The organism is Arthrobacter sp. LAPM80 (assembly GCF_046736435.1).
GTDB lineage: Bacteria > Actinomycetota > Actinomycetes > Actinomycetales > Micrococcaceae > Specibacter.
This window is the reverse complement of record NZ_JBCHVD010000002.1, coordinates 20,498-44,838: the sequence shown is the minus strand read 5'-3', so window position 1 is coordinate 44,838 and position 24,341 is coordinate 20,498. Positions and strand designations below refer to the sequence as shown.

The following is a 24,341-nucleotide window of genomic DNA, read 5'->3' as shown; positions in this document are numbered from 1 at the left end:
TCAGCACTCAATCACATTCACGGCAAGGCCCCCGCGGGAGGTTTCCTTGTACTTGCTCATCATGTCGGCACCCGTTTCTCGCATAGTCTTGATGGCCTTGTCCAATGACACTTTTTGGCTGCCGTCCCCGTGCAGGGCCAGCCGGGCGGCGTTGATCGCCTTGACACTGGCGATGGCGTTGCGTTCGATGCAGGGGATCTGCACCAGCCCGCCCACAGGGTCACAGGTCAGGCCCAGATTGTGTTCAATACCGATTTCCGCGGCATTTTCTGCCTGGACGGGCGTGCCACCGAGCAACTCACAGAGAGCACCGGCAGCCATGGAGCATGCCGAGCCTACTTCACCCTGGCACCCCACCTCTGCCCCGGATATGGAGGCGTTGAGTTTGAAGAGAATGCCGATGGCTGCTGCCGTCAGCAGGAACCGCACAACACCGTCGTCGTTGGCTCCGGGTACGAACTTCATATAATAATGCAGCACGGCAGGGATGATGCCGGCCGCCCCGTTGGTGGGAGCGGTGACAATTCGCCCGCCGGCCGCGTTTTCCTCGTTCACGGCCAAGGCAAAGAGGTTGACCCATTCCATGGCCCGCAGGGGGTCGGATGAATCTTCGGGAGCCTGCAGGTCCAGGAGCAGTCCAGGCGCCCGGCGTGTCACCTTGAGTCCCCCTGGCAGGATGCCGTTGGCGGCACAGCCGTTGACCACGCATGCCTGCATGACAGACCAGATGTTAAGCAGCTTGGCCCGCAATTCCTCCTCCGTGTGCCACACCCGCTCATTGGCGAGCATCACATCAGAGATACTCAGGCCTTCCCGGGCGCAGATGGCCAGCAGCTCATCGGCGGTGCTGAACGGGTGGGGCAGGACCGTTGCGTCCATGACCACCCGGTCCGCTCCGACGGCCTGCTCGTCGACCACGAAACCGCCACCGACGGAGTAGTAGGTGCGTTCGCGTACCACCGTGTTGGCATGGTTGAGGGCCCTGAACGTCATGCCGTTGGGGTGGGCAGGCAGCGACTCGCGCCTGTGCAGCACCACGTCCTGCCCGTAGTTGAAGTCGATCCGGTGGCTGCCGGCGAGCATCAGCTCGGCGTCCAGCGCCGCCGCGGCGACCTGGTCGTCGGCTGTGGCGGTGTCGACAGTTTCCGGGTCTTGACCTTGCAGTCCCAGCACCACGGCCTTGTCCGAGCCGTGGCCACGTCCGGTGGCGCCAAGGGAGCCGAATAGCTCGGCCTCGACCCGGACGACGGCGGTTAGCTCGCCGTCGCGCTCCAGGCCGTCGGCAAAGCGCTTGGCCGCGCGCATCGGACCCACCGTGTGGGAGGAGGAGGGCCCGATGCCGATGGAGAACAGGTCCAGGACACTTAGTGCCATGACGTGTCCGTTGCCGCGGCGAATTCCCGCATTCCGTCCAGGAGCCAGCGGCCCAGGTAGTCGGCAAACGAGGCCCGCGGGAAGATCAGGAACGCTTCCTCGCCGGTCTTCCACAAGATAGTGGGGATCTTGCCGATTTCCGTGGTGATGGCGGTTCCGGTGGGGAAGGAGCGCGGGTGCAGGTCGGCCGCGCAACTCTTCTCGAGCACGGCGCGGGCGCTGGGTCCGGTCAATTCAAGGGTTGTACGGTTGCTGGAGAGTTCGATTGCCTGCCCGGCCTCATCGCCCAGCGCGGCGGCAAGGCTGGTGGCCAGCCCGCCGTCGTCCGCGCCGCCGTCGTCCGGGGCGATGGTGAGGAACTCGTCCGGCCCCAGCCACAAGGTGTGCACCCCGCCCGGTCCCGCGGTAACCTGCCCGGCTGTGATCGGCAGACCACCCGTCAGCGCCCCGATCCGCTGCCCGGCCCCGGACAGCGGGTCCACGCGGATCCCGACCATTCGCTGGAACGGTATTTCACGCAGGGCAACCCCGTGTTCACCCGCCACCGTTGCCGTGTCAAAGTCCGTCCACAGGTGCGCAGCCGGGCTCCGTCGCTGTGCCTGTACATTTGTGTTTGCTGCTGTGTTAACCATCTCGGCGCTTCCCTTCGGCATCAAAAAGTACTGTTTCCCCGACAACCACATCGACCAGATCGGACCCGACGGCGGCGACAAGGCGTTCACCGATCCGGTTGCGTCCGTCCTTGATCAGGGCCAGCCCGAAGGACCGTCCCAGGGCGGCGCTGTGGTAGCTGGAGGTGACGAATCCCTGCATGGGCACGGGACCGTAGGCGGGGTTCACGGTGATCCCGGCCGCCACCAGCTGGGTGCCTTCGGGCAGGCGGATGGAACCGTCCACCGGCAGCACGCTGACCAGGTGCTTGCGGCACTCCCGAACGGCGTCGGCGCGCTGGTAGGAGCGCTTGCCGATGAAGTCCTTGGCTTTGGAGACGACCCAGTCCATGCCCGCATCCTGCGGGGTGACAGTGCCGTCGGTGTCCTGTCCGACGATCGGGTAGCCCTTTTCGGCGCGCAGCACGTGCATGGTTTCGGTGCCGTACGGGGTGATGTTGAATTCCTCCCCGGCCGCTGTCACATCTTCCCAGGTGGAGAGCCCGTACCAGGCCGGGACGTTGATCTCGTAGGCGAGCTCGCCGGAGAAGGAGATGCGGCACACCCGCGCCGCGACTCCGGAGGCCAGCACGGTCTCCCTGAACGTCATGAAGGGAAAGGCCTCGTTGGCGAGGTCCAGTTCAGGTGCCAGCTTAGCCAGCACGGCCCGGGACTTGGGCCCGACGACGGCGATGGTGGTCCACTGCTCGGTCACCGAGGTGAAGGTGGCGTCCAGTTCGGGCCATTCGGTCTGCTGCCATTCCTCCAGCCAGTCCAGCACCTTCGCGGCGCCGCCGGTGGTGGTTGTCATGAAGAAGCGGTCCTCATCCAGGCGCAGGGTCACGCCGTCGTCGAAGATCATCCCGTCCGGGGTGCACATGACCCCGTACCGGGCGGAGCCGGGGGCGAGCTTCTTGAAGGCGTTGGTGTAAATCCGGTTGAGGAACTCCCCGGCGTCTTTGCCGCGGATCTCAATCTTGCCCAGCGTGGTGGCGTCCATGTAGCCGACCGAGTCGCGGACGGCGGCGCATTCGCGCAGCACGGCCGCGTCCATGTCCTCCCCTGGCTGCGGGTAGTACCAGGGCCGCTTCCATTGGCCAACGTCCTCGAAGAGGGCGCCGCGATCCTCGTGCCAGGTGTGGATGGAGGTGCGGCGGGCGGCGTCGAACAGGTCCCGGCGCTGCCGTCCCGCCAGAGCAACAAAGGCCACGGGGGTGAATGGTGCCCGGTACGTGGTGGTGCCGATGGCACCGATGTCAGGGTCCACCACGGTGCCTTGCTGGCGGAACGCGGCGGCAATGACGCCAATAGCATTCACGCCCGAGGTCTTGCCCTGATCGTTCGCCGTGCTAATGGAGGTGTAGCGCTTGATGTGCTCCACACTGCGCAGCCCGGCGCCTGTGGAACGCCACACGTCGGCAACGCTCTGATCGCGCTGGAAGTCAACGAAGTGGTGGTGCCAGTCCGACGCCGTTCCTTGGGTGCCGCCAACCAGCCACAAAGCGCGGGTCGGGGCCGTAGGCTGCGCCGGGCGGGCCGGGCTGGCTGCCGCGGCGGTGGCGGCAGCAACGGCGTCGGCCGTGGCGAAGCCGGCATTGAGGGCGGCAACCGCCCCGGCCGAGGCGCCCTCAGCCACACAGTCCGTCAGGGCGTAGCTGCCGCGACAGGCCCCCACCACCTGCTGGTTCTTAACCACGGTGGAGGGCACAAATCCGACCAACTCAGCATCCCAGCGCACCTTGCCCTGGGCCTGGCTGTGCAGGTGTACCACCGGGCTCCAGCCGCCGGAAACGGCGAGCAGGTCCGCCGCAATTTCCTCGATCTCACCGACGGGTGAGCCGTCGGCGTCGATTTCGGCGACCATGACAGCCTCCAACGCCGACACGCCGGCGGTGTTGACCACGGCGCTCCCGCTGATCACACGGACGTCCTCGCTCATGGCGGCAGCCTGAGCCAGCACTGACAGCTGGGGGCGGGCGTCGACAATCGCGGCCACCTCGATACCGGCCGCGAGCAGGTCCGCGGCGAGCTGGTAGGCACTGTCGTTGGTGGTGGCGATGACCACGCGGGATCCGGCGGCCACACCATAGCGGTTCAGGTAGGTGCGGGCCGCCGAGGCCAGCATGATGCCGGGGCGGTCATTATTTTCAAAGACAATGGGGCGTTCGTGGGCGCCCGTAGCCAGGACCACCTGCTTGGCCCGGATGTGCCAGATGCGCTGGCGGGACACGCCGTCGCCCGGCTCCGTGTCCAGGTGGTCCGTGCGGTTCTCCACAGCGATCAGGAAGTTGCTGTCATAGGAGCCGAACACGGTGGTGCGGTGCAGCACGGTGCATTCTGAGGCTGCTGCCAGTTCGGTCTCAATGCCGGACACCCAATCCATTCCCGGGGTTCCGTCCACATACTCATCGCGGCCCGAGAGTAAGGAGCCGCCCAGCTCCGGCTGGTCGTCGATGAGGATGACCCGGGCGCCGGTGCGAGCCGCCTCCCGGGCTGCGGCGAGCCCGGCGGGTCCGCCACCGACCACCAGGACGTCCGTGTGGACGTATTTCTTGTCGTAGACGGCCTCGTCCTCGGACGGGTCGAGCCTACCCAGGCCAGAGAGGAGCTCGACCTCGAGCCCGTCAACGAGGGACACTGCGGTGGCCGGCAGCATGGATTCGGCGGCATGGCCGGGGAAGCGCCCCGCCACCTTGATGAGCGCATTGGACTCCTCAACGCCTGCGGACAGGATGCCGCGGGGGCGGTCCTCGTACAGTGAGTTGCCGGCGGCCAGGCGGCCACTGGCAATCAGCGCTGATGCCACCGTGTCGCCGCGATGGCCCACATATCCGATGCCGTCCACCGTAAACTTCAAGGTGGTGCTACGGTCGATGCGCCCGCCGTGGGTGAGCCTGTTCGGCTGCTGGTTGTGCTGTGTCATGACTTTGCTCCTTCCGATGCTGTGAGGGCGGTTGCGGGGTGTTCAGGGGCGCCGGACGCGCTTGGCGGCTGTTCGCCCATCCCGTAAACGGACTTGATTTCATAGCTCACGGTGTCCCGGAGCATGTTGAACCACTTCCGGCAGCCGGCGCTGTGCACCCATCTCTCGGCAAACAGTCCCTTGGTGTTCTCGCGGTAGAACAGGTACTCGGCCCATTCCCGATCTGAGAGCAAGTCGGGGGTTTCGGGGTAGGCAACGTGCGCCTGACCGCCGTAATGGAATTCAGTTTCGTTCCGCGGCCCGCAGTTGGGGCAGGAAAACAGCAACATGGCGTGCTCCTTCTACTCTTAGTGGGCCACGGCTGCGGCGCCGTGCTCGTCGATGAGGGCGCCGGTTTCAAAACGTTCCAGCGAAAATGGCTTGTTTAGGGCGTGTGGGGATCCCGTGGCGATGGTATGGGCGAAGGTCAGCCCGGCCGCGGGCGTGCCCTTGAAGCCGCCAGTCCCCCAGCCGCAATTCACGAACATGTTCTCCACCGGGCTCAGGCCCACGATCGGGGAGGCATCCATCGTGGTGTCCACGATCCCGCCCCAGGTCCGCAGCACGTGGGCCCGGGCGAAGATGGGGAACAGTTCCACGGCGGCCGCCATCTGCTCCTCGATCACGTGGAACGAGCCGCGCTGGCCGTAACCGTTGTATGAGTCCACGCCGGCACCCATCACGAGTTCGCCCTTGTGGGCCTGTGAGACGTAGACGTGCACATGGTTGGACATGACAACTGTGGGATGCACGGGTTCGTGAAGTTCGGAGACAAGGGCCTGCAGCGGGTGCGACTGGATGGGGAGGCGGAAACCTGCCATCTCTGCCAACACCGAACTGTGTCCGGCGGCGCAGAGCCCCACCTTTTCGGTGTTGATGGTGCCGCGGCTGGTTTTGACGCCGGTGACGCGGTTTCCGTCCTTGATGAAGCCGGTGACCTCACAGTTTTGGATGATGTCCACGCCCAGTTCGTCGCACTTGCGGGCAAATGCCCAGGCCACGTGGTCGTGTTTGGCGATTCCGGCCCGGGGCTGGTAGGTGGCGCCCATGACGGGGTAGCGGATGTTGTCGTTGATGTTCAGGATCGGGCACAGTTCCTTAACCTGTTTCGGGTCCAGCCATTCGGCGTCGACGCCGTTGAGCTGGTTGGCTCCGACGCGGCGCATGCTTTCACGTACATCGCCCAGCGTGTGGGCCAGGTTCATGACCCCTCGCTGGCTGAAGAGGAAGTCGTAGTCAAGTTCTTCTGGCAGGATTTCCCACAGCTTCAGGGAGTGCTCATAAATGGCTGCGCTTTCATCCCAGAGGTAGTTGGATCGGATGATGGTGGTGTTGCGGGCCATGTTGCCACCGGCCAGCCAACCCTTTTCCAGGATGGCGATGTTGGTCATCCCGTGGTTCTTCGCCAGGAAGTAGGCTGTGGCAAGCCCATGCCCGCCGCCGCCGACAATCACGGCGTCGTAGGACTTCTTGGGGTCCGGGTTGCGCCACAGGAATTCCGGGTGTTCGGGGAGGTGTTCGGTGCTCACTGGGCGACTCCATTCGAAATGATTCCAGCGTCCGCAGCAGTGGCTTCGCCGGAAAGGTGTGGGTAGAGCGGGAACTTTTCAGCCAGGATGGTGACCCTGTCCCGAAGCAGCACGGCGGCATCTTCGCTGAGCTCTCCCTTGATGGCCTCGGCGATGATGTCGGCAACTTCGGTGAATTCTGCCGGTCCAAAACCGCGGGTGGCCAGGGCCGGGGTACCGATGCGCAGCCCGGAGGAAATCATCGGCGGGCGGGGGTCGAAGGGGACGGCGTTGCGGTTGACTGTGATGCCGATCCGGTGCAGTCGGTCCTCGCCCTGCTGCCCATCCAGTTCGGAGTGGCGCAGATCCACCAGGACCAGGTGTACGTCGGTGCCGCCACCCACCACGGAGATTCCATATTGGGCAACATCGGGTGCGAGCAGGCGCTCAGCCAGGATCTTTGCACCTGCCAGGGTGCGTTCCTGGCGGTCCTTGAAGGCGTCGGTGGCGGCGATCTTAAAGGACACTGCCTTGGCCGCGATCACATGTTCCAGCGGCCCGCCCTGCTGGCCGGGGAAAACGGCCGAGTTGATTTTACGTGCCAAAGATTCCTTGCTGAGGATGACGCCGCCGCGCGGGCCGCCCAGCGTCTTATGCGTTGTGGTGGTGACGACGTCGGCGTACGGAACCGGGTTCGGGTGCAAACCTGCTGCCACCAGGCCCGCAAAGTGAGCCATGTCCACCATGAGGTAGGCGCCCACCAAATCGGCGATGCGTCGAAATTCGGCAAAGTCGAGCTGGCGCGTATAGGCAGACCAGCCGGCCACGATCAGCTTGGGCCGGTGCTCCAGCGCCAGCGCCTGAACCTCGGCCATGTCCACCGTCATGTCGGATTCGCGCACATGGTACGGGACCACGTTGTACAGTTTGCCGGAGAAGTTGATCCGCATCCCGTGTGTCAGGTGCCCGCCGTGGGCCAGATCCAGTCCCATGATGGTGTCCCCCGGATCCAGCAAGGCGAACATGGCTGCCGCGTTGGCTTGGGCACCGGAGTGCGGCTGAACGTTGGCGGCCTCTGCCCCAAAGAGTGCCTTGACCCGCTCGATGGCCAGCTGCTCAACCACGTCAACGTGCTCGCAGCCGCCGTAGTACCGCTTGCCCGGGAGGCCCTCTGCGTATTTGTTGGTCAGCACCGAGCCTTGGGCTTGCATGACAGCGATGGGCGCAAAGTTTTCGGAGGCGATCATCTCCAGCGTTGATTGCTGTCGGAGAAGTTCAGCCGTGACGGCCGCGTCGACCTCGGCGTCTACGCTGGAAAGGGTGTCAGTAAGAACGTCTACCATGGGTTGCTCCTTTGCAAGTCTTAAGTAGTCAACAACTACTAGTCAACTAATACATGACTGATATATTAGATTGAATGCAACAATATGTCGTAGATCACTCGACGTCAAGAGCGTCTTTGAAACAAGGTGCCGCCCGCCAGTAGCGGCGGCACCATCCAGAACCAAAAGAGGAGCCACCGATGAGTCTCGCAGAGAACGACGAGGCAGCCGCCCAAGCGGGGCTGCCATTATCGGAGCTGGCCTACAGACACCTGCGTGACCAACTCATCATGCTGGAGATCCGCCCTGGTGAAGCGATCAACGACTCGGCCCTGGCGACGAAGCTCGGGATTGGGCGCACCCCTGTGCGCGAGGCGCTTAAGCGCCTGGAAAGCGACCACCTGGTGGTCTCCTATCCTCGGAGGGGAACATTCGCGACCCGGGTCGATATCACGGAGCTGGCAGATATTTCCGAGATCCGCGAACTCCTTGAGCCACTGGCAGCCCGGAAAGCGGCACAGACCGCCACGCTGTCAATGAGAGGCCAGCTGCGAGAACTGGCTGCCGACATTGCAGGTTCAGGCCCCGGCGGCACGGACCAACTCTCGCTTATGCGTTATGACATCATGGTGCACCGCATGATTTACGCGGCTGCTGCGAATCCTCACCTGGAGGACGTGCTCATCCGGTATGACAACCTTGCGACTCGCATCTGGTGCCTGGTGTTAGATAAGATCCCGTCGGTGGCCGGACACATCATTGAACACGTCGAGTTGCTCAATGCAATCGCCGACGGCCATGCCGAATTGGCCGGTAACCTAGCGCTGGAGCACGTGGCCAGCTTTGAGAAGACAATTCGCAGCGTTCTCTAGCCCGTGCGTAGGTCATTTGGGTATAAGCGGACCGGGTGCAGTGTGTGCGGCCACAGCCGCGGCGACGTGGATGGCAAACAGCCTGCCCGAGGTGCGCGGATCCCCGCCCAGCAGCTCCTGAATCTTATTCAGCCGCTTGTGCATGGTCTGACGCTCAATGTTCAAGGTGACAGCGGACGCCGTCGTGTTGCACCCCGACTCCAACCAGCACAGCAGGCTTGCCAGCAGGGCCGTGCCGTGCTTTCGATCCCAGTCCAATACCTCCCCTATACACGCGCGTACATAGATTTCCAGAAAACCCGCACCGCGCACCGCCCCCACGATTCGCCGGCCCAAAAATTCAATGGAGTCGAGCACCTCGCCAGCTACTGGCATGCCGAGCCCCATGGTCTCCTTCGCCTCCACATACGATTCGTGTGCGCGAAGACCGTCATCCACGGGGGGACCGAAAGCAGCGCAGATGTCAGTGTTCTGCACGGCCTCACGCGCGGCATGGAGCAGCGCTTCACGTGACTTCCGCGCCTTGTTGCGGGGCACGGGGAACAGCACTGCCAGGTCCCCGTCCCACAAATGCGACTTGAAATTCCTTCCCCCGGCACGGAGGACCCTCTCAACGGCGGAGAAGTTAGCCTCCCTGCCTGCGGCCCGAAAGACGGCCATGACCGACGCCTGCCCCGGCGGCAACTCGGCCGCCAGCCATAGCCGTTCGACTGTTCCGACACCGCCTCCCTCGATCACGGCCTCCATCAGCCGTGCATTGGCTACTTGCGCCAGAGTGGGTCGAAAAGCCTGCGCTAGTGCCAGTGCCAGAATGCCAGAGAGTCGATCGGCTGCCAGCTCCAACAAAAATGGGTCTGCCGACCGCGAACGGAGAGTCAGTTCGGCGGCCAGCTGCCCGCCAACCACAATGCCAGCCACCACTGTTGGCCCGTCCCCAGCGATGGCGCTGCCTGCATGGCCCATGGGCAGACCGTCAGAAGCGGCCATGGACACCTCAGCCGCCAAGGCCGTGGCAACCATTTCAAGGATCGAGGGCAGGTGGGGGCCCTTATCGGTGATCTGGCGTGCAATGCGGCGGGAGACGTCATCCACCACCTGATGGGCAGCCGCTTGCTCATTGACCACAAGGCGGTTCACCGCCTCGGCGATGTCAACGAACGGCGCTACCGAGCGCAACTCGATCAGGGGCAGTCCATAGCTGTCTGCAGCCGCTATGAGCGTTGCAGAGAGGGGTGCGCCCTGCCCGGCCGTCTGCAGGGCCAGTGCCGCGATGTTCCGGGTCGCCAGGCTCCGAACGTAGAGTTCCTGCTCCTGCGGGGGTAGGGCCAGCAGCGCCGCCCCGGCAGAGAGCAGCAACTCTCCTCCTCGCAGAAGCGGGGCAATCTCAAGCACTTCGCTTGAATGCACCCACCGGACAATGCGCTGCAACGTACCGGGAACATTCCCGCGCAGCGTCGGGTCTGCCTCCGACATGGCCGTGGAAGCAAGGACTTCTGCCAGTGTGATCATAAATATCCCGCCATTGATTGTGGACAAAATGTCGCAACATCTGTAATTAGTGTAATCAAAATGTATATGGCATGTGCCTCAGGTCACTAATAAGCTGGAGCCATCTTCCAAACCAATCACGACGAAGTGAATCGAGATTTGCATGAGCAAAGTTAGCCGACAGTCGCAGGAAACTACGATTGTCGAGGTTGAAGACGTCCTGCAACCCATCCCCGAATCGTTACGAACCACCAAACTCTCCGGCCAGTTCTGGATCTGGGCAGGGGCCAATGTGGCCCCGATCAACTGGATACTCGGGGCACTGGGTATCCAACTCGGTCTTGGCCTGCGCGACACCCTGATCGTGCTGATCGTCGGAAACGCCATCGGCATGGCGGGCTTCGGATTCTTCGTGATCCTGGGCCAGCGGACCGGGGCTACGGGCATGCTGCTGGCCCGCGGAGCCTTTGGCCGGCGGGGCGCTTACCTCCCGGCCGCCATCCAGGCGAGCATCGCCATTGGCTGGTCAGCCGTGAACACGTGGGTCATCCTGGACCTAGTCATGGCCTTGTTCGGCATGATCGGGTGGGTTGACCCCAGCCAGCGCAACCTGCTGGTTCGCATCGCCGTCGCCGCCGTCATCATGACCGTTCAGGTGGCCATCTGTTACCGCGGCTACCGTGCCATCGCCAAGTTCGAGCGCATCACAATGCCTCCTACCGTTATCGTCCTGATAGCGATGTCCATCATCGCGTGGACGCACCTTGACATCAACTGGGGCTACGCAGGACCGGCCGGCCACGTTTTGGAGGGCATGCCGCGCATCGCGGCCATGTCCGCGATCATGACCGTGATCGGCATTGGCTGGGGAATCGGCTGGTTCACCTACGCCCCCGACTACTCCCGGTTTGTCAGCCGTAAAGTCAAACCGGCCAAGCTGTTCCTGGTCAGCGTTCTGGGTCAGTTCCTGCCGGTCGTATGGCTGGGCATCCTTGGGGCCAGCCTCGCAACCAAGAACGGTTCGGCCGATCCCGGGGAACTGATTGTCTCCAACTTCGGCACCATGGCCATTCCTGTCATCCTATTGGTGATCCACGGCCCCATTGCCACCAACATCATCAACCTCTACACCTTTGGCGTTGCTTTCCAGGCTCTGGATGTGAAGCTCTCCCGTCGCAAGCTTTCCATCATGGTGGGAATCCTGTCCATGATTGCCGTCATCTTCTTCATGTTCGCGGAGGACTTCGCGACGATCCTTGACACATGGCTCGGCACCATTGTGGCTTGGGTAGCCACCTGGGGCGGCATCATGGCAGTCCACTATTTCGTCTTTGAACGACACCACAAGGACTACTCGTACTTGTTCTTGGATCCGAAATCCACCTCCCTGAAGAACATTAATCCGATCGCTTTTATCGCGTTCTTTGTGGGAATCCTCATGACCTGGATGTTCATGTACGGCGGGATTCCGGCACTTCAGGGACCCATCGCAACGGCTATGGGCGGAATCGACCTCTCCTGGCTGGCCGGCACAGTCACTTCGGCGGGCCTCTACTTCGTCCTTGGATACCCCCGCTTCCGCAAGCGCATCAGGGCCGGCGTACCCCTCGGCATCCGCGCTGGACTGCATGAAGACGACGTTTTGGCAAAGCACGGCGATGCCACTGCGGAGAAGCACGTGGAGCCAGCTCACATCTCCTAGCACCGCCTCCTATATTTCATCCTCAAGACACTAAGGAACACACCATGACCATCGATATCTCCTCCGCCGCCACGTCCGTTTCTGAACTGGAGCGCCTGAAGACCCTCCACAACGGCACCAAGTCGCCGCTGACATTCTCCGACGCAGAATTTGAACGCCGCTTGGGAGGGCTGCGCCAGATCATGGCGGAAAAAGGCCTCGACGCCGTCGTCCTGACCAGCTACCACAACATCAAGTACTACTCCGATTACTTGTTCACCTACTTCGGCCGCTCCTACGCACTGGTCGTCACCCCGGACGACTCCGTCTCCGTCACAGCCAACATTGACGCCGGCATGCCCTGGCGCACCAGCTACGGCGACAACATCGTCTACACCGACTGGCGCCGCGACAACTTCTACTTCGGCCTTCAGGAAGCACTGAACCGCCGCGGCATCAAAGCCACCCGCCTGGGCGTAGAGGACGACACCCTACCCGTACTGCTGCGCGACAAACTCCAGGCCGCCTTCCCCGACGCGACTCTCTTGGACGTCTCCCAGGCCGCCATGCGCCAGCGCATGATCAAGTCCGCCGAGGAAATCGAAGTCATCAAACACGGTGCCCGCATCGGCGACCTCGGCGGCGAAGCCATCAAGGCCGCCATCCGCGAAGGCATCACCGAATACGAAGTCGCCCTCATCGGCACCGAAGCCATGGTCCACGAAATCGCCCGGACCTTCCCCGATCAAGAAGTCCGCGACACCTGGGTCTGGTTCCAGTCCGGCCTCAATACCGATGGCGCCCACAACTGGGCCACAACCCGCAAGCTTCAGCGCGGAGACATTCTCTCCCTGAACTGCTTCCCCATGACAAGCGGCTACTACACCGCCTTGGAACGCACCCTGTTCCTGGGCGAGCCCGACGCCCGCTCCCTGGAACTATGGAACGTCAACGTCGAAGTCCACGAACGCGGCCTGGAACTCATCAAGCCCGGCGCCGTCTGCAAAGACATCGCCGCCGAACTCAACGAGATCTACATCAGCCACGGACTGCTCGCTAATCGCACCTTCGGCTACGGCCACTCGTTCGGCGTCCTCTCCCACTACTACGGCCGCGAAGCAGGCCTGGAACTGCGCGAAGACATCGACACCGTCCTGGAACCAGGCATGGTCGTCTCCATGGAACCGATGATCACCGTCCTCGACGGTCAACCAGGCGCCGGCGGCTACCGCGAACACGACATCCTCGTCATCGACGAAAACGGCGCCGAAAACATCACCAAATTCGGCTACGGCCCCAACAACAACATCATCAACCCCTAAGCACTCATCCGCGGCGCCACGGACCCAAAATGGCGCCACAACCCCGCTAGTTCATAAGCCACATGCAATGAGGAGAATCATCACCGTGGACGACTCAGTATTTCTGGAAGACATGGACGCCTTCGCCTACCGGGAAGCCCTTGCATCCGGGGACGCGATTGTCTTAATCCCCGTAGGATCGCTGGAACAGCATGGGCCGCACCTGCCACTTGGGACGGACACCATCTTGTCCTCGCGATTCGCGGAGGGTGTCGCCACGCGACTGGGTGCACTTGTTGCCCAGCCCATCGCATACGGGTACAAGTCACAGCAGAAGTCCGGGGGCGGAAATCACCTCTCCGGAACCACCAGCCTGGATGGCGCCTCACTGATCGGTGTGGCGCGGAATCTGGTCAAGTCCTTCCTCAATCAGGGCGTCCGGCACGTGATATTTATCAACGGCCACTTTGAGAATTATCAGTTCCTCTACGAGGGGATCGACCTTGCTCTGGAAGATTTGGGGATCGGCTCCGGGGCGCACCAGAGCGTGTTGCTCCTGTCCTATTGGGACTTTGTCAGCCAAGATACGCTCGCTCTGGTCTACCCGGATGGTTTCCCCGGCTGGGACATCGAGCATGGCGGGGTTCTGGAAACCTCACTCATGCTTCACCTTGAACCAGCCAGGGTCGCCTTGGACCGGCTGGCGGACGGTCCGGCCGCGGTGCTGCCTCGTTTCGACCGACTCCCGGTGGTGCCGGAGCGGACACCCGCCACGGGCTGCTTGTCATCCGCGGCTGGTTCCAGCGAGAGCAAGGGCATCCTGCTGTACGAACAAGTAGTTGAGCACCTGACCTTGGACCTGGCCGCCGAGCTGATCCGTGAACCGGCGGGGGTAGTAGCCTAGGTGCCGTAATTATTCTGGTCAACACAATTGCACAGAATGCAACAAAGGCGCCGCCGCGGATGAAGTCCCGCGGCGGCGTTTTGTCTGTAAATAGAAAAATCTGCTTGAAATACCATTGACAGTGACTCAGGCCACACATAGTCTGGTGCAACAGCGTTGCGTTAGGCGCAACCCCAAACACTTGGTGGATCCAATGACAAATGAGCACCCCACAAGTACCGGGCGGTCGGCAACGATGCCGACCACGCCCGAACAGTTGAGTTTGAGTGGCCAGCCCCGCCCCAATGACGGCAAGGGGGTTTCCAAAAGCACCCTGCGCCGAGTGGTTGGCGCCAGCTTCATCGGTAACTTTGTTGAATGGTTTGACTATGCCGTGTACGGCTATCTGGCCGTCACCATCGCCCACGCTTTCTTCCCCGAAACAGACAAGCAGACCGGACTGCTGCTGACGTTCGGCCTCTTTGCCATCTCCTTCTTCGTCCGCCCCCTCGGCGGATTCATCTGGGGGCACATCGGCGACCGGGTGGGCCGCAAGAATGCCTTGTCCCTATCGATTTTGATCATGTCCGCCGCAACCTTCGCCATCGCCCTCATTCCGGACTACAACATCATTGGCATTGGGGCACCGATCCTGCTGCTGATCATCCGTGTAGTGCAGGGCTTCTCAGCGGCAGGAGAATACGCGGGCGCCTCCGCGTTTTTGGTTGAATATGCACCGCCGAACAAGCGCGGCCTCTACGCCGCCGTGGTGCCGGCCAGCACGGCCGCGGGGCTGCTGCTGGGCTCCCTCATCGCCTTGCTGCTTTCCATTTCCCTCTCACCTGACCAGCTCAACTCCTGGGGATGGCGCCTGCCGTTCCTGCTGGCGGCACCGATGGGGCTGATCGGCCGCTATATTCGCGTCAAACTCGAGGACACCCCGGCGTTCCTTGCCCTTGAAAAGGAAGACGAGGCGATCAAGGCCCCTGTCCTGTCCTTGTTCAAGGAACAATGGCGCCCGCTCTTGATTGCAGTTGGCGCGGTGGTTCTGAACGCAGTGGGCTTCTATGTGGTACTCAGCTACATGCCGACCTATCTCAGCGAGGTGGTGGGACTGAACGCGTCCCTGTCCTTCATTGCCACCACCGTTGCCCTCGCCACCTACATTGGCTTCATCTTCCTCACCGGCATGGCATCGGACAGGTTCGGCCGGAAACGAGTGTTGATGTCTGCCTCGATCCTGTTCGTGCTGCTCACAGTGCCGGCATTCATGCTTCTGGGTACCGGAAACTTCCTGGTGATCCTCCTAGTCCAGATCCTGCTGGGTGCGATGCTGACCCTCAACGACGGAACACTTCCTAGTTTCTTGGCAGAACTGTTCCCCACCAAGGTCCGCTACAGCGGGTTTGCTGTGAGCTTCAACCTCACCAACGCACTCTTTGGTGGTACGGCACTGTTCGCCTCAACGCTGCTGATCAACCTCACAGGTTCTAATCTGGCCCCGGGCTGGTATTTGATGGCGGCCGCTGTCGTCTCCCTGATCGCAGTGTCCCTGGCCAAGGAAACCTCCCAGGCTCCCTTGAAGCACTAGCAGTCCCGGACCATACCGGCTTCCGCCGGCACACGTCCCCCACAACTTACCTCACTCTACAAAAGCACAATCAACAAGGAGTCATTATGAGCATCACCACCCCGGAAACCGCCACCTCCGTTGCAGAGTTGGAGCGCCTGAAAGTCCTGCACAACGGACAAAAGGTGGAACTGACGTTCTCTGATACCGAAATGGAGCGGCGCATCGCCGGCCTGCGCAAAATCATGGCAGCAAAGGACCTCGACGCGGTCGTGCTGACCAGCTTCCACGGCATCAAGTACTACTCCGACTTCCTGTTCACCTACTTTGGCCGCTCCTACGCCATGGTCGTCACACCCAATGACACGGTTACCGTCACCGCCAACATCGACGCCGGCATGCCCTGGCGCCGCGGCTATGGCGAAAACATCGTCTACACTGACTGGCGCCGGGACAACTACATCTTCGCCATCCAGGAAGCCCTGCGCACCCGCGGCGTTAAGGTCCGGCGTCTCGGCGTGGAGGACGACTCCCTGCCGTTGGATAACCGCAACAAGCTCCAAGCGGCCTTCGACGGCGCCACCTTGGTCGACGTGGCCCAGGACGCCATGCGCCAGCGCATGATTAAGTCGGAGGAAGAAATTGCGGTCATCAAGCACGGCGCCCGCATCGGGGACCTCGGCGGCGAAGCCATCCGCAATGCCATCAAGGTCGGCATCACCGAATACGAAGTCGCCCTGATCGGCACCGAAGCCATGGTGCACGAGATCGCACGCACCTTCCCCAACTCCGAAATCCGCGACACCTGGGTCTGGTTCCAGTCCGGCATCAACACCGACGGCGCCCACAACTGGGCCACCACCCGCAAGCTGGCGGAGCACGACATCCTCTCGCTGAATTGCTTCCCCATGACCAGCGGCTACTACACCGCCTTGGAACGCACCCTGTTCCTTGGCGAGCCCGACGCCCGCTCACTGGAACTGTGGAACGTCAACGTCGAGGTCCACCGTCGCGGATTGGAACTGATCAAGCCCGGCGCCGTCTGCAAGGACATCGCCGCGGAACTGAACGAAATCTACGTGGACCGCGGCCTGCTCGCCAACCGCACCTTCGGCTACGGCCACTCCTTCGGCGTCCTTTCGCATTACTACGGCCGCGAAGCCGGACTGGAACTGCGCGAGGACATCGACACCGTCCTCGAACCAGGCATGGTCGTCTCCATGGAACCGATGATCACCGTTCTGGACGGCCAGCCGGGCGCCGGCGGCTACCGCGAACACGACATCCTGGTGGTCGGTGAGGATGGTGCCGAGAACATCACCAAATTCCCGTTTGGCCCGGAGCACAACATCATCGGCGCCTAGCAGATGCACCTGCGGCGGCCCGTGGGCCGCCGCAGGTGCATCTACACTTCGTTCAGATAGGGAAAGATGGTGACCATGACGACATCAGCAAGCAAGGCCGACGCCGGCAACGGTTCCTCAGACTCTCGCGGCGCATCGGTCATAGTGAACGCCATTGCCGTTCTGCGTTGCTTCTCCGCCGCCGAACCTTTGCTGGGCGTCACCGAAATCGCCCAGCGAGTGGACATGCACAAAAGTACAGTTTCACGCATACTTGCCACGCTGGAGCAGGAGGACCTGGTGGAGCGGGATTCGGAATCTCGCCGTTACAAGCTGGGACTTGGACTGATCGCAGTGGCCGGACCCTTGCTGGCCGAATTGGAGGAACGGCGCGTGGCCTATCCCGTTCTGCGACAGCTAACCGAACGGACGTCGGAGACCAGCGCGCTGATGGTGTGGACCGGACGCGAAAGCATGTGCGTGGAACAAATTGCCAGCCCGCAACAGGTAAAACACACCGCCCCGCTAGGGGCGCGTTATCATGACGCGATGAGTGCTTCCGTGCAGGTGTTCCTCGCCGAGGAGCCCGAAGAACGCGTGCGGGCCCTGATCCTGGACGGCACCATCACTTACGCCGGCGTGGACGAGGCCAGCCTAGAGGCGTACATCCTCCGGCTCAAGGATGCCGCCGCACGCGGCTATGCCACCAACTACGGCGAATCCTCATTGGACGAGGTGGGCGTTGCCGCACCCGTCCTCGACCACCGCGGCGACCTGGTGGCGGCGGTGTTGATCCCAGCCCCGCGTTTCCGTGTCTCCCCTGAACGGTTACAGACCTTGGGCGAGGTCTGCTCGCAGACCGCCCGCCTCATCACCACCAGACTTGGTGGCACTCAAAACGTGATCCAACGGTGAGATTCGGTCAGGGTTGCAAGATTCCCTGACAACAAGCCGCGGGCGCAGCCTCACTTGGTGGATGGGGCAAGCGTCCGCCTCCACTAGGCAGCGCAGCAGAATTTCCGCGGCCATTCTTCCCATCCGGTGCTTGGCCGGGGAAACGGCCGTCAGCGGGACCTGGACACCTGCACAGTGGGCGGCGGTTGCACCTGCCTCGCGCAATTGCGCCAGCAGGCCCTCTGCGGCGCCGGCTTCCCAGTCCTTCTTCAAGACCCGAAGGGGCAACGTCGCAAAGCCCAGATCTGCACAGGCACGCTCGTCGCCGGCAACGATTGCTGGTTCAATGGGGGTCTGGGTCCGGGTCAGCGAGGTCAGCTCGCTGACCCGCTGCTGCGGATCAGCGATCCCGCCCAGCGTGGGGACAAAAATCAATCCTTCCACGCCGAACTCGACGAGGAACACTATGAACGAGTCCTCCCGTTCCGGCTGGTAGTTATAAGTTGCCAGCTGCACGCCAACGTCCTGGGCCGGCAGTGTTTCCTCGATGCCCTACAGCCCACGTGGATAGTAGAGCTGGGTGTCGGGCAGGAGCGCTCCCACTGTAAACCGGGAACTACGCCAGCCGAGTTGGCGATCGGCGACAAAACTACCGGCGCCCCACAACCTCCGTCTCCCCCAATTCGTCAAATGCCCTGCGCAGAGTGGTCAGCGACAGCCCGGTCTCGGCCGACAGCTGTGCATTCGTGGGCAACTTGGCCCCCACGGCCCACGTGCCTGCCAAAATTCCTCGGCGCAGTTCATCGGCCAATGCCTAGAACTAAGGTGTATTTAAGACTCATTTGGTACAACCCTCCCTTGGATTGCACCCGTCAACCAAGGCCAGCCCCGGAGTTACGCCACACGACAGAAGAACGACCGGAAAGGAACTTTGAAAGTACTCATTGATTCCTCTCTTTCGACGCTGTTCGAGTCATGTCACAAAGTTCTGAGCCACCACACAACTACTTCACGAGGTGTATTCCATGAATACTAAATCCCGTTTCGCACAGATATTGGCCATCCTGGCGGGTACATCATTGGCCCGCACTGCCTAGGGTGGTGGCACCGACAGTAGGGGCAGCCGAGGAGAGCAGTACGTTAGCCTATCGGTCCATGTGGAAAGCGCGTTTGCCCCCGTGCTTGAAAGGATGCGCGCGGCGCTGCTGCGCTGGTGCGAGGGGACCGGGGATGGTGAGTTCCTGAAGCGGCTGGTACTGCCAGAGTCGGCCTCGCAGGGCAAGCATCAGGAAATCTTTCGGGTTCCCTACTAGAGCTGGGAACCAACTGGGCGTAAGCTGACAGTACTTACCCACGGAATGCCCAGCATATTCCCAGCCAATGGTCGGAGACTGAAATGGTGAAAAAGACCGGACCTGAAGCCAAGCTGCTTGTTGTGGACGACGAGCCAAATATTCGTGAGCTGCTATCGACCTCCCTGCGCTTTGCGGGCTTTGAGGTCATTGCCGCAGCCAATGGACGTGACGCCCTGGCTGCAGCCGAGGAACACAACCCGGACCTCGCGGTCCTGGACGTCATGCTTCCGGACATGGACGGATTCACCGTGACCCGCAGGCTCCGTGCCGCGGGACGGCACTTCCCCGTCCTGTTCCTCACCGCCCGCGACGACACCGAAGACAAGGTCACAGGCCTGACGGTCGGCGGGGACGACTACGTCACCAAGCCCTTCAGCCTTGACGAGGTGGTGGCCCGCATCCGTGCGGTCCTGCGCCGTACCCAGCCCACGGAGGATGACGACGCGGTCCTGCGCGTTGCCGACCTTGAGCTCGACGACGACGCCCACGAGGTACGCCGCGCCGGCAAGACGGTGGAGCTCTCCCCCACCGAGTTCAAGCTGCTGCGCTACCTGATGCTCAACCCCAACCGCGTGCTGTCCAAGGCCCAGATCCTTGACCATGTGTGGGAGTACGACTTCAACGGCGATGCCTCCATCGTTGAGTCCTACATTTCCTACCTGCGCCGCAAGGTCGACATTGACGCCTCGCTGCCTGCCCTCATCCAAACCAAGCGCGGCGTGGGCTACGTGCTGCGGACGGCCGACAAGCGCTAGCGCACAGCCGACACCTTGATTACGTTGTGGAAGAACGCCTCCCTGCGCTCCCAGCTGGTGGCCATCATCAGCGCGCTCCTTTGCGTGTCCCTGCTGGCACTGGGCGCCACAACGTTTCTTCTGCTGCACTCCTTTCTGGAAGACCAGATGGACACGCAGCTGACGACTTCACAGAAGTCGATCATCGTCAACGGAACGGTTGACTCCCAAAGCACCGGCCAGGCTCCCTTTAGTTTTGACTACTACGTGGGCTTCCACTTTTCCGATGGGACCCTGGCCGACCAAAACCGGTCAGGCAAGGACAAACCCGTCTACCCCGCCTACACCATGGCGCAGGCGCAGGCCCTGAACGGCAGGAAGTTCACCGTTCCCAGCAGTGATGGCGGGGCGGCCTGGCGGATCACCGTCATCGCACCGCAGAAGTTCAACTTCGGACCGGCAGGCCTGACCCAAAGCCGGCCCGAGTACCAGGGCTACGTGGTGGTGGGCCTGCCGTATGAAAGCCTGAATCTCACCATGGAGCGCCTGGCCGTTGTCATCGCCGGGGTTGCCATCCTGACCATCACGCTGGGTACCATGATCGCCTACTGGACTGTCACCCGGTCCTTCCGCCCGTTGAGCCGGGTGGAAAAGACGGCCGCAGCCATTGCCGCCGGTGACCTCTCCCGGCGCGTTGACATTGAAAATCCCGCCACCGAGGTGGGCCGTCTTTCGGGTTCCCTGAACACCATGCTTGCCCACATCGAGCGGGCCTTTGCCGATAGGACCGCCTCGGAAAAGAAGATGCGCCGCTTCGTTGCCGACGCCTCCCATGAACTCCGCACACCGCTGGTGACCATCCGGGGGTTCTCGGAACTGTACCGCCATGGGGCCCTGCAGACGCCCGAAGACATCGGCACGGCCATGGGCCGCATCGAGAGCGAAGCCAAGCGAATGGGCGAGCTCGTCGAAGACCTCCTCATGCTGGCACGCATCGACGAGCAGCGCCCCCTGCAGCTCAGGCCCGTTGACCTGCTGATCATTGGCCACGACGCCGTACTGGATGCCAGGGCCACTGCACGTGATCGCACCTTCGCCGTTGTGGGGCTCGACGGCGGACCAGGCACCTCCGCGCCGAGTGTCGGGGACGAGGCGAAATTGCGCCAGGTCGTGGCAAACCTGATGGGCAACGCGCTGCGCTACACCCCGGAGGGTTCCCCCATCGAGATCATGGTGGGCACCCGTTTTGAGGGTGACGCGGCATTCTCGGTAATCAAGATCCGCGACCACGGTCCGGGCATCTCCGATGAGGAGGCACCCCGCATTTTCGAACGTTTCTACCGCGCCGACTCATCACGCGACAGGAACACCGGCGGCAGCGGGCTCGGCCTGGCGATCGTCTCAGCCATTGTTGCTTCTCACCAAGGCACCGTCAGGCTTGAACAGACCCCCGGCGGCGGTGCAACCATGGCCATTGAACTCCCGTACCAGCCGATGCCTTCCGACGACGATGCTGACGGCAGCCAGGACGACTTCGACTCCTTCCAGGATTGAACCGTTGCAAGGTGGTTGATTCCTCCACAGCCGGGGCATGCACCCTGTGTGTCCACGGTTGCCTGAAGTGCGGTCGCCATGCCCGCCGGCTGATCCTAGGCTGGACCTTGTCAGGGCATTCCCGTCAGCTTCTTCACAGACAAGGCAGCATCCATGGCACAGTTCAACGTCAACAGCGACGACCTCGCGCTTAAGAGCACGGCGGTCAAGGGTTCGGTGGACAGGATCCGCATGGAGGTCGACGCCATGAAGCGCAACCTTCTGGACCTGCAATCGACCTGGACAGGGGCCGCGGCCACCAACTTTCACGCGCTCATGCAGGAATGGCACGCCACCGAGTTAAGGGTTGAAGCCTCATTGGAGAGCATCAACGGGGCCCTGTCGATGGCGGCAACCCAATACGCCCAGGCCGAGGACGCCAACACCCGGATGTTCACGGCCCGCTGACGACTGCCCCGCCACTGCGGCTGGTCGGCGGCGCCCACTGTGAGGCGGCGGCTACGACTCCGGAGTTCCCTGGTGGAAGCGCAGTCGCCACTGGCCGTTATTGTGCTGCCACAGGGAGCTGCGCAGGGCGTTGCCGTCGGGCGAGAAGCTCCTGTACGTCAGGAGCGCGGTGGCTGTGTCCAACTTGGTGAGTGTGAGGACTTCCATGTCAGAGCCGGCAGGTTCCTCATCCTCGAGCATCTCCAGCACGTCCTGCCGCGACCAGCGGTTGCCGGAGGCACCAATCTCCTCGAAGTCGGGGTGCAGGAGCTCCCCCGCACGGAGAGGGTCCGCACGTACTGCGGGGTCCAGGAGCAGCCGTTCCAGCTCCACGACGGTCTCCAGCACTGTCTCGAGGGGCGCGGCGAAGGCCGGATCCAGTTCGTCGTCAAGCATGGAGAACAGGTCCGGTTGTTCCGGATCGGCAAAGAGCGCGCCGTCATCAAGGAGCGTTGCCGCCGTGGCACGGTCCGCAAGAGGCGGCTTTTTCGCCGGGGCGGACGTTCCGGCACCGGACGTTCCACTCGGCGAGCTGTGGTTGGCTCCGGGGAAACCCGGACCTGCATTGGGGGTGCGCTTGGCCTGATAGGCGGTGGCGGCGTCACGGGCGCGGTCATCCGCCGCCTCGTTGAGGTCGTGGCCTGCGTGGCCCTTGACCCATTCGAAGGTGTATTTCCGGCCCGATATGGCGGCGTCGATGTCCTTGAGCAGGTCGATGTTCAGCACGGGCTTGCCGTCCGACTTGCGCCACCCCTTGCGCTTCCAGCCGGGCATCCACTTCGTGACGGAGTTGATGACGTACTGGCTGTCGCACAGGATGTGCAGCGGTTCATCGGGCAGGTGGGCCGTTGACCGGAACAGGTCCAGCACCGCCATGAGCTCGCCCATGTTGTTGGTGCCGTGGGGCCAGCCCCCCGCGCGCCAGCAGTTGTCATCGACGTACCAGGCCCAGCCGGCGGGCCCGGGATTTCCTAAAGCCGAACCATCCGCGGCAGCAACAATTGTCATGAGTCCATACTTTCAGACTCCACCGACATTGGCGGACACCGCCGATGCCGGACGCATCACAAAACACCCGGCAGTCGCCCTCAGCGGAACGCGGGGATGCCCGTGAGTTTGTTGCCGATGATGAGGGTGTGGACCTCGTCGGTACCCTCGTAGGTGCGCACCGATTCAAGGTTGCTGGCGTGGCGCAGCGGTGAATAATCCACGGTGATGCCGTTGCCGCCAAGGATGGTGCGGGCCTCACGTGCGATCTTGATGGCCTCGCGGCAGTTGTTCAGCTTCCCGACGGATATCTGCTCAGGGGCCAGCCTGCCTGCGTCCTTCATACGGCCCAGGTGCAGGGCCAGCAGGAAGCCCTTGTTGATTTCAAGGGCCATGTTCACGAGCTTCTGCTGCGTCAGCTGGTACCCGGCCAGCGGCTTGTCGAACTGCAGCCGTTCCTTCGAGTACGCCAGGGCCGCCTCGAACGAGTCGCGGGCGGCGCCCATGGCACCCCACATGATCCCGTACCGCGCCTCGTTCAGGCACGAAAACGGCCCACTGAGCCCGACGGCGCCGGGCAGCACCGCATCCGCGGGCAGGCGGACATCGACGAGCTCGACGTCGCACTGGATCGAGGCCCGCATGGAGAGCTTTGCTTCGATCGGGGTGGCGGTGAACCCCGGGGTGGAGGTGGGGACGAGGAAGCCGCGCACGCCGTCGTCGGTTTGTGCCCAGATGATCGCGATCTGCGCCACGGAGGCAAGCCCGATCCAGCGCTTTGTCCCGTTGATCACCCAGTCGCCGCCGTCGCGACGGGCATAGCTCGTCATGGCCGCGGGATCGGATCCGGCGGTCGGTTCCGTCAGCCCGAAACAGCCGATGGCTTCACCGGCGGCCATCAGCGGCAGCCATTGGGCCTTCTGCGCCTGCGAACCATGTTTGTGGATGGCACCCATGGCCAGGGATCCCTGGACCGAAACGAAGGTGCGCAGGCCTGAGTCCCCCGCCTCCAGCTCCGCACCGGCCAGTCCGTATTCGACGGCGGAGCGGCCCGCACAGCCGTAGCCCTCAAGGTGCATTCCCAGCAGGCCAAGCCGGGCGAGTTCGGGAACGATCTCGAGTGGGAAAACACCCTTGTCGTACCACTGCCCAATGTGCGCCTTGATGTCGCTGTCCACGAAAGACCGCACGGAATCGCGCACTGCACGTTCCTCCGCGCTGAGCAGTGCGTCGAAGTCAATGAGGTCGCTCGGGTCTGACATGTCTGGGCCTCTCACGCGTCGGGCGGGTTTCTACTGGCCACCTTGCTGTCATTCTACGGTCACCCTCGGGTTTGTCCGGGACATGCAAAAGGCGCCCCCGCCGAAAAGCAGGGGC

Annotated in this window: 22 protein-coding genes; 11 read left to right on the top strand and 11 right to left on the bottom strand. The window is 62.7% G+C overall.

Annotated features, from left to right (window positions below):
• The 6 genes from AAGW05_RS02550 to glyA are packed head-to-tail and all read right to left on the bottom strand — an operon-like array spanning nucleotide 1 to nucleotide 7,837.
• Nucleotides 1–1,374: an L-serine ammonia-lyase gene (locus AAGW05_RS02550; RefSeq protein ID WP_411802903.1), complete on the bottom strand. Its 1,374-nt coding sequence runs from the start codon at nucleotides 1,372–1,374 to the stop codon at nucleotides 1–3.
• On the bottom strand, nucleotides 1,365–2,006 hold the full coding sequence (locus tag AAGW05_RS02545) for a sarcosine oxidase subunit gamma (protein ID WP_411802902.1): 642 nt from the start codon (nucleotides 2,004–2,006) through the stop codon (nucleotides 1,365–1,367). The genes AAGW05_RS02550 and AAGW05_RS02545 overlap by 10 nt, the downstream gene beginning before the upstream one ends.
• Nucleotides 1,999–4,947, bottom strand: a complete 2,949-nt coding sequence (locus tag AAGW05_RS02540) for a sarcosine oxidase subunit alpha family protein (protein WP_411802901.1) — start codon at nucleotides 4,945–4,947, stop codon at nucleotides 1,999–2,001. The genes AAGW05_RS02545 and AAGW05_RS02540 overlap by 8 nt, the downstream gene beginning before the upstream one ends.
• Complete coding sequence (locus AAGW05_RS02535; RefSeq protein WP_411802900.1) at nucleotides 4,944–5,276, bottom strand: sarcosine oxidase subunit delta; 333 nt, start codon at nucleotides 5,274–5,276, stop codon at nucleotides 4,944–4,946. Before AAGW05_RS02535 ends, AAGW05_RS02540 begins: the two co-directional genes overlap by 4 nt.
• A gap of 18 nt (nucleotides 5,277–5,294) precedes the next feature.
• A complete protein-coding gene (locus AAGW05_RS02530; RefSeq protein ID WP_411802899.1) occupies nucleotides 5,295–6,515 on the bottom strand; it encodes a sarcosine oxidase subunit beta family protein in 1,221 nt (406 codons plus the stop codon).
• Nucleotides 6,512–7,837 (bottom strand): serine hydroxymethyltransferase, encoded by a 1,326-nt coding sequence (glyA, locus tag AAGW05_RS02525; RefSeq protein WP_411802898.1) that lies wholly within the window; start codon nucleotides 7,835–7,837, stop codon nucleotides 6,512–6,514. Before glyA ends, AAGW05_RS02530 begins: the two co-directional genes overlap by 4 nt.
• 179 nt (nucleotides 7,838–8,016) lie before the next feature.
• Here glyA and AAGW05_RS02520 point away from each other — a divergent pair, with 179 nt between their 5' ends.
• Nucleotides 8,017–8,688: a GntR family transcriptional regulator gene (locus AAGW05_RS02520; protein ID WP_411802897.1), complete on the top strand. Its 672-nt coding sequence runs from the start codon at nucleotides 8,017–8,019 to the stop codon at nucleotides 8,686–8,688.
• A gap of 12 nt (nucleotides 8,689–8,700) precedes the next feature.
• Here the strand turns inward: AAGW05_RS02520 and AAGW05_RS02515 are convergent, their stop codons facing one another.
• Nucleotides 8,701–10,197, bottom strand: a complete 1,497-nt coding sequence (locus tag AAGW05_RS02515; protein WP_411802896.1) for a PucR family transcriptional regulator — start codon at nucleotides 10,195–10,197, stop codon at nucleotides 8,701–8,703.
• 142 nt (nucleotides 10,198–10,339) lie between these two features.
• Here AAGW05_RS02515 and AAGW05_RS02510 point away from each other — a divergent pair, with 142 nt between their 5' ends.
• The 6 genes from AAGW05_RS02510 to AAGW05_RS02485 all read left to right on the top strand — a co-directional run bounded on the left by AAGW05_RS02510 (nucleotide 10,340) and on the right by AAGW05_RS02485 (nucleotide 17,869).
• A complete protein-coding gene (locus AAGW05_RS02510) occupies nucleotides 10,340–11,878 on the top strand; it encodes a purine-cytosine permease family protein (RefSeq protein WP_411802895.1) in 1,539 nt (512 codons plus the stop codon).
• Nucleotides 11,879–11,922: 44 nt separating this feature from the next.
• A complete protein-coding gene (locus AAGW05_RS02505) occupies nucleotides 11,923–13,179 on the top strand; it encodes a M24 family metallopeptidase (RefSeq protein WP_411802894.1) in 1,257 nt (418 codons plus the stop codon).
• An 85-nt stretch (nucleotides 13,180–13,264) separates the two neighbouring features.
• Entirely contained in the window at nucleotides 13,265–14,062 is a 798-nt protein-coding gene (locus tag AAGW05_RS02500) for a creatininase (RefSeq protein ID WP_411802893.1), read from the top strand.
• Nucleotides 14,063–14,297: 235 nt separating this feature from the next.
• The gene (locus tag AAGW05_RS02495) at nucleotides 14,298–15,632 is read left to right on the top strand and encodes an MFS transporter (RefSeq protein ID WP_411803185.1); all 1,335 of its coding nucleotides are present in this window, start codon (nucleotides 14,298–14,300) and stop codon (nucleotides 15,630–15,632) included.
• A gap of 86 nt (nucleotides 15,633–15,718) precedes the next feature.
• Complete coding sequence (locus tag AAGW05_RS02490) at nucleotides 15,719–16,975, top strand: aminopeptidase P family protein (RefSeq protein ID WP_411802892.1); 1,257 nt, start codon at nucleotides 15,719–15,721, stop codon at nucleotides 16,973–16,975.
• Nucleotides 16,976–17,041: 66 nt separating this feature from the next.
• Nucleotides 17,042–17,869 (top strand): IclR family transcriptional regulator, encoded by an 828-nt coding sequence (locus AAGW05_RS02485; protein ID WP_411802891.1) that lies wholly within the window; start codon nucleotides 17,042–17,044, stop codon nucleotides 17,867–17,869.
• Here the strand turns inward: AAGW05_RS02485 and AAGW05_RS02480 are convergent.
• Together AAGW05_RS02480 and AAGW05_RS02475 are read right to left on the bottom strand one after the other, a co-directional pair.
• Entirely contained in the window at nucleotides 17,783–18,364 is a 582-nt protein-coding gene (locus tag AAGW05_RS02480; protein WP_411802890.1) for a substrate-binding domain-containing protein, read from the bottom strand. The two genes, AAGW05_RS02485 and AAGW05_RS02480, sit on opposite strands and share 87 nt — an antisense overlap.
• A gap of 133 nt (nucleotides 18,365–18,497) precedes the next feature.
• Nucleotides 18,498–18,659 (bottom strand): GntR family transcriptional regulator, encoded by a 162-nt coding sequence (locus AAGW05_RS02475; protein WP_411802889.1) that lies wholly within the window; start codon nucleotides 18,657–18,659, stop codon nucleotides 18,498–18,500.
• Nucleotides 18,660–19,005: 346 nt separating this feature from the next.
• Between AAGW05_RS02475 and AAGW05_RS02470 the strand changes: the two genes are divergently transcribed.
• The 4 genes from AAGW05_RS02470 to AAGW05_RS02455 all read left to right on the top strand — a co-directional run bounded on the left by AAGW05_RS02470 (nucleotide 19,006) and on the right by AAGW05_RS02455 (nucleotide 21,938).
• Nucleotides 19,006–19,161: a hypothetical protein gene (locus AAGW05_RS02470; RefSeq protein WP_411802888.1), complete on the top strand. Its 156-nt coding sequence runs from the start codon at nucleotides 19,006–19,008 to the stop codon at nucleotides 19,159–19,161.
• Between the two features lie 86 nt (nucleotides 19,162–19,247).
• Nucleotides 19,248–19,958, top strand: coding sequence for a response regulator transcription factor (locus AAGW05_RS02465; RefSeq protein ID WP_062294031.1), 711 nt, complete (start codon nucleotides 19,248–19,250; stop codon nucleotides 19,956–19,958).
• Between the two features lie 15 nt (nucleotides 19,959–19,973).
• Nucleotides 19,974–21,491 carry a sensor histidine kinase gene (locus AAGW05_RS02460; protein WP_411802886.1) on the top strand — a complete coding sequence of 506 codons (1,518 nt, stop codon included), beginning with the start codon at nucleotides 19,974–19,976 and terminating at the stop codon, nucleotides 21,489–21,491.
• 153 nt (nucleotides 21,492–21,644) lie between these two features.
• Nucleotides 21,645–21,938 carry a WXG100 family type VII secretion target gene (locus tag AAGW05_RS02455; RefSeq protein WP_411802885.1) on the top strand — a complete coding sequence of 98 codons (294 nt, stop codon included), beginning with the start codon at nucleotides 21,645–21,647 and terminating at the stop codon, nucleotides 21,936–21,938.
• Nucleotides 21,939–21,989: 51 nt separating this feature from the next.
• On the opposite strand, the gene AAGW05_RS02450 is transcribed toward AAGW05_RS02455, so the two are convergent.
• Together AAGW05_RS02450 and AAGW05_RS02445 are read right to left on the bottom strand one after the other, a co-directional pair.
• The gene (locus AAGW05_RS02450) at nucleotides 21,990–22,985 is read right to left on the bottom strand and encodes an RNase H family protein (protein ID WP_411802884.1); all 996 of its coding nucleotides are present in this window, start codon (nucleotides 22,983–22,985) and stop codon (nucleotides 21,990–21,992) included.
• Nucleotides 22,986–23,065: 80 nt separating this feature from the next.
• Complete coding sequence (locus AAGW05_RS02445; protein ID WP_411802883.1) at nucleotides 23,066–24,226, bottom strand: acyl-CoA dehydrogenase family protein; 1,161 nt, start codon at nucleotides 24,224–24,226, stop codon at nucleotides 23,066–23,068.
• Nucleotides 24,227–24,341: the final 115 nt, after the last annotated feature.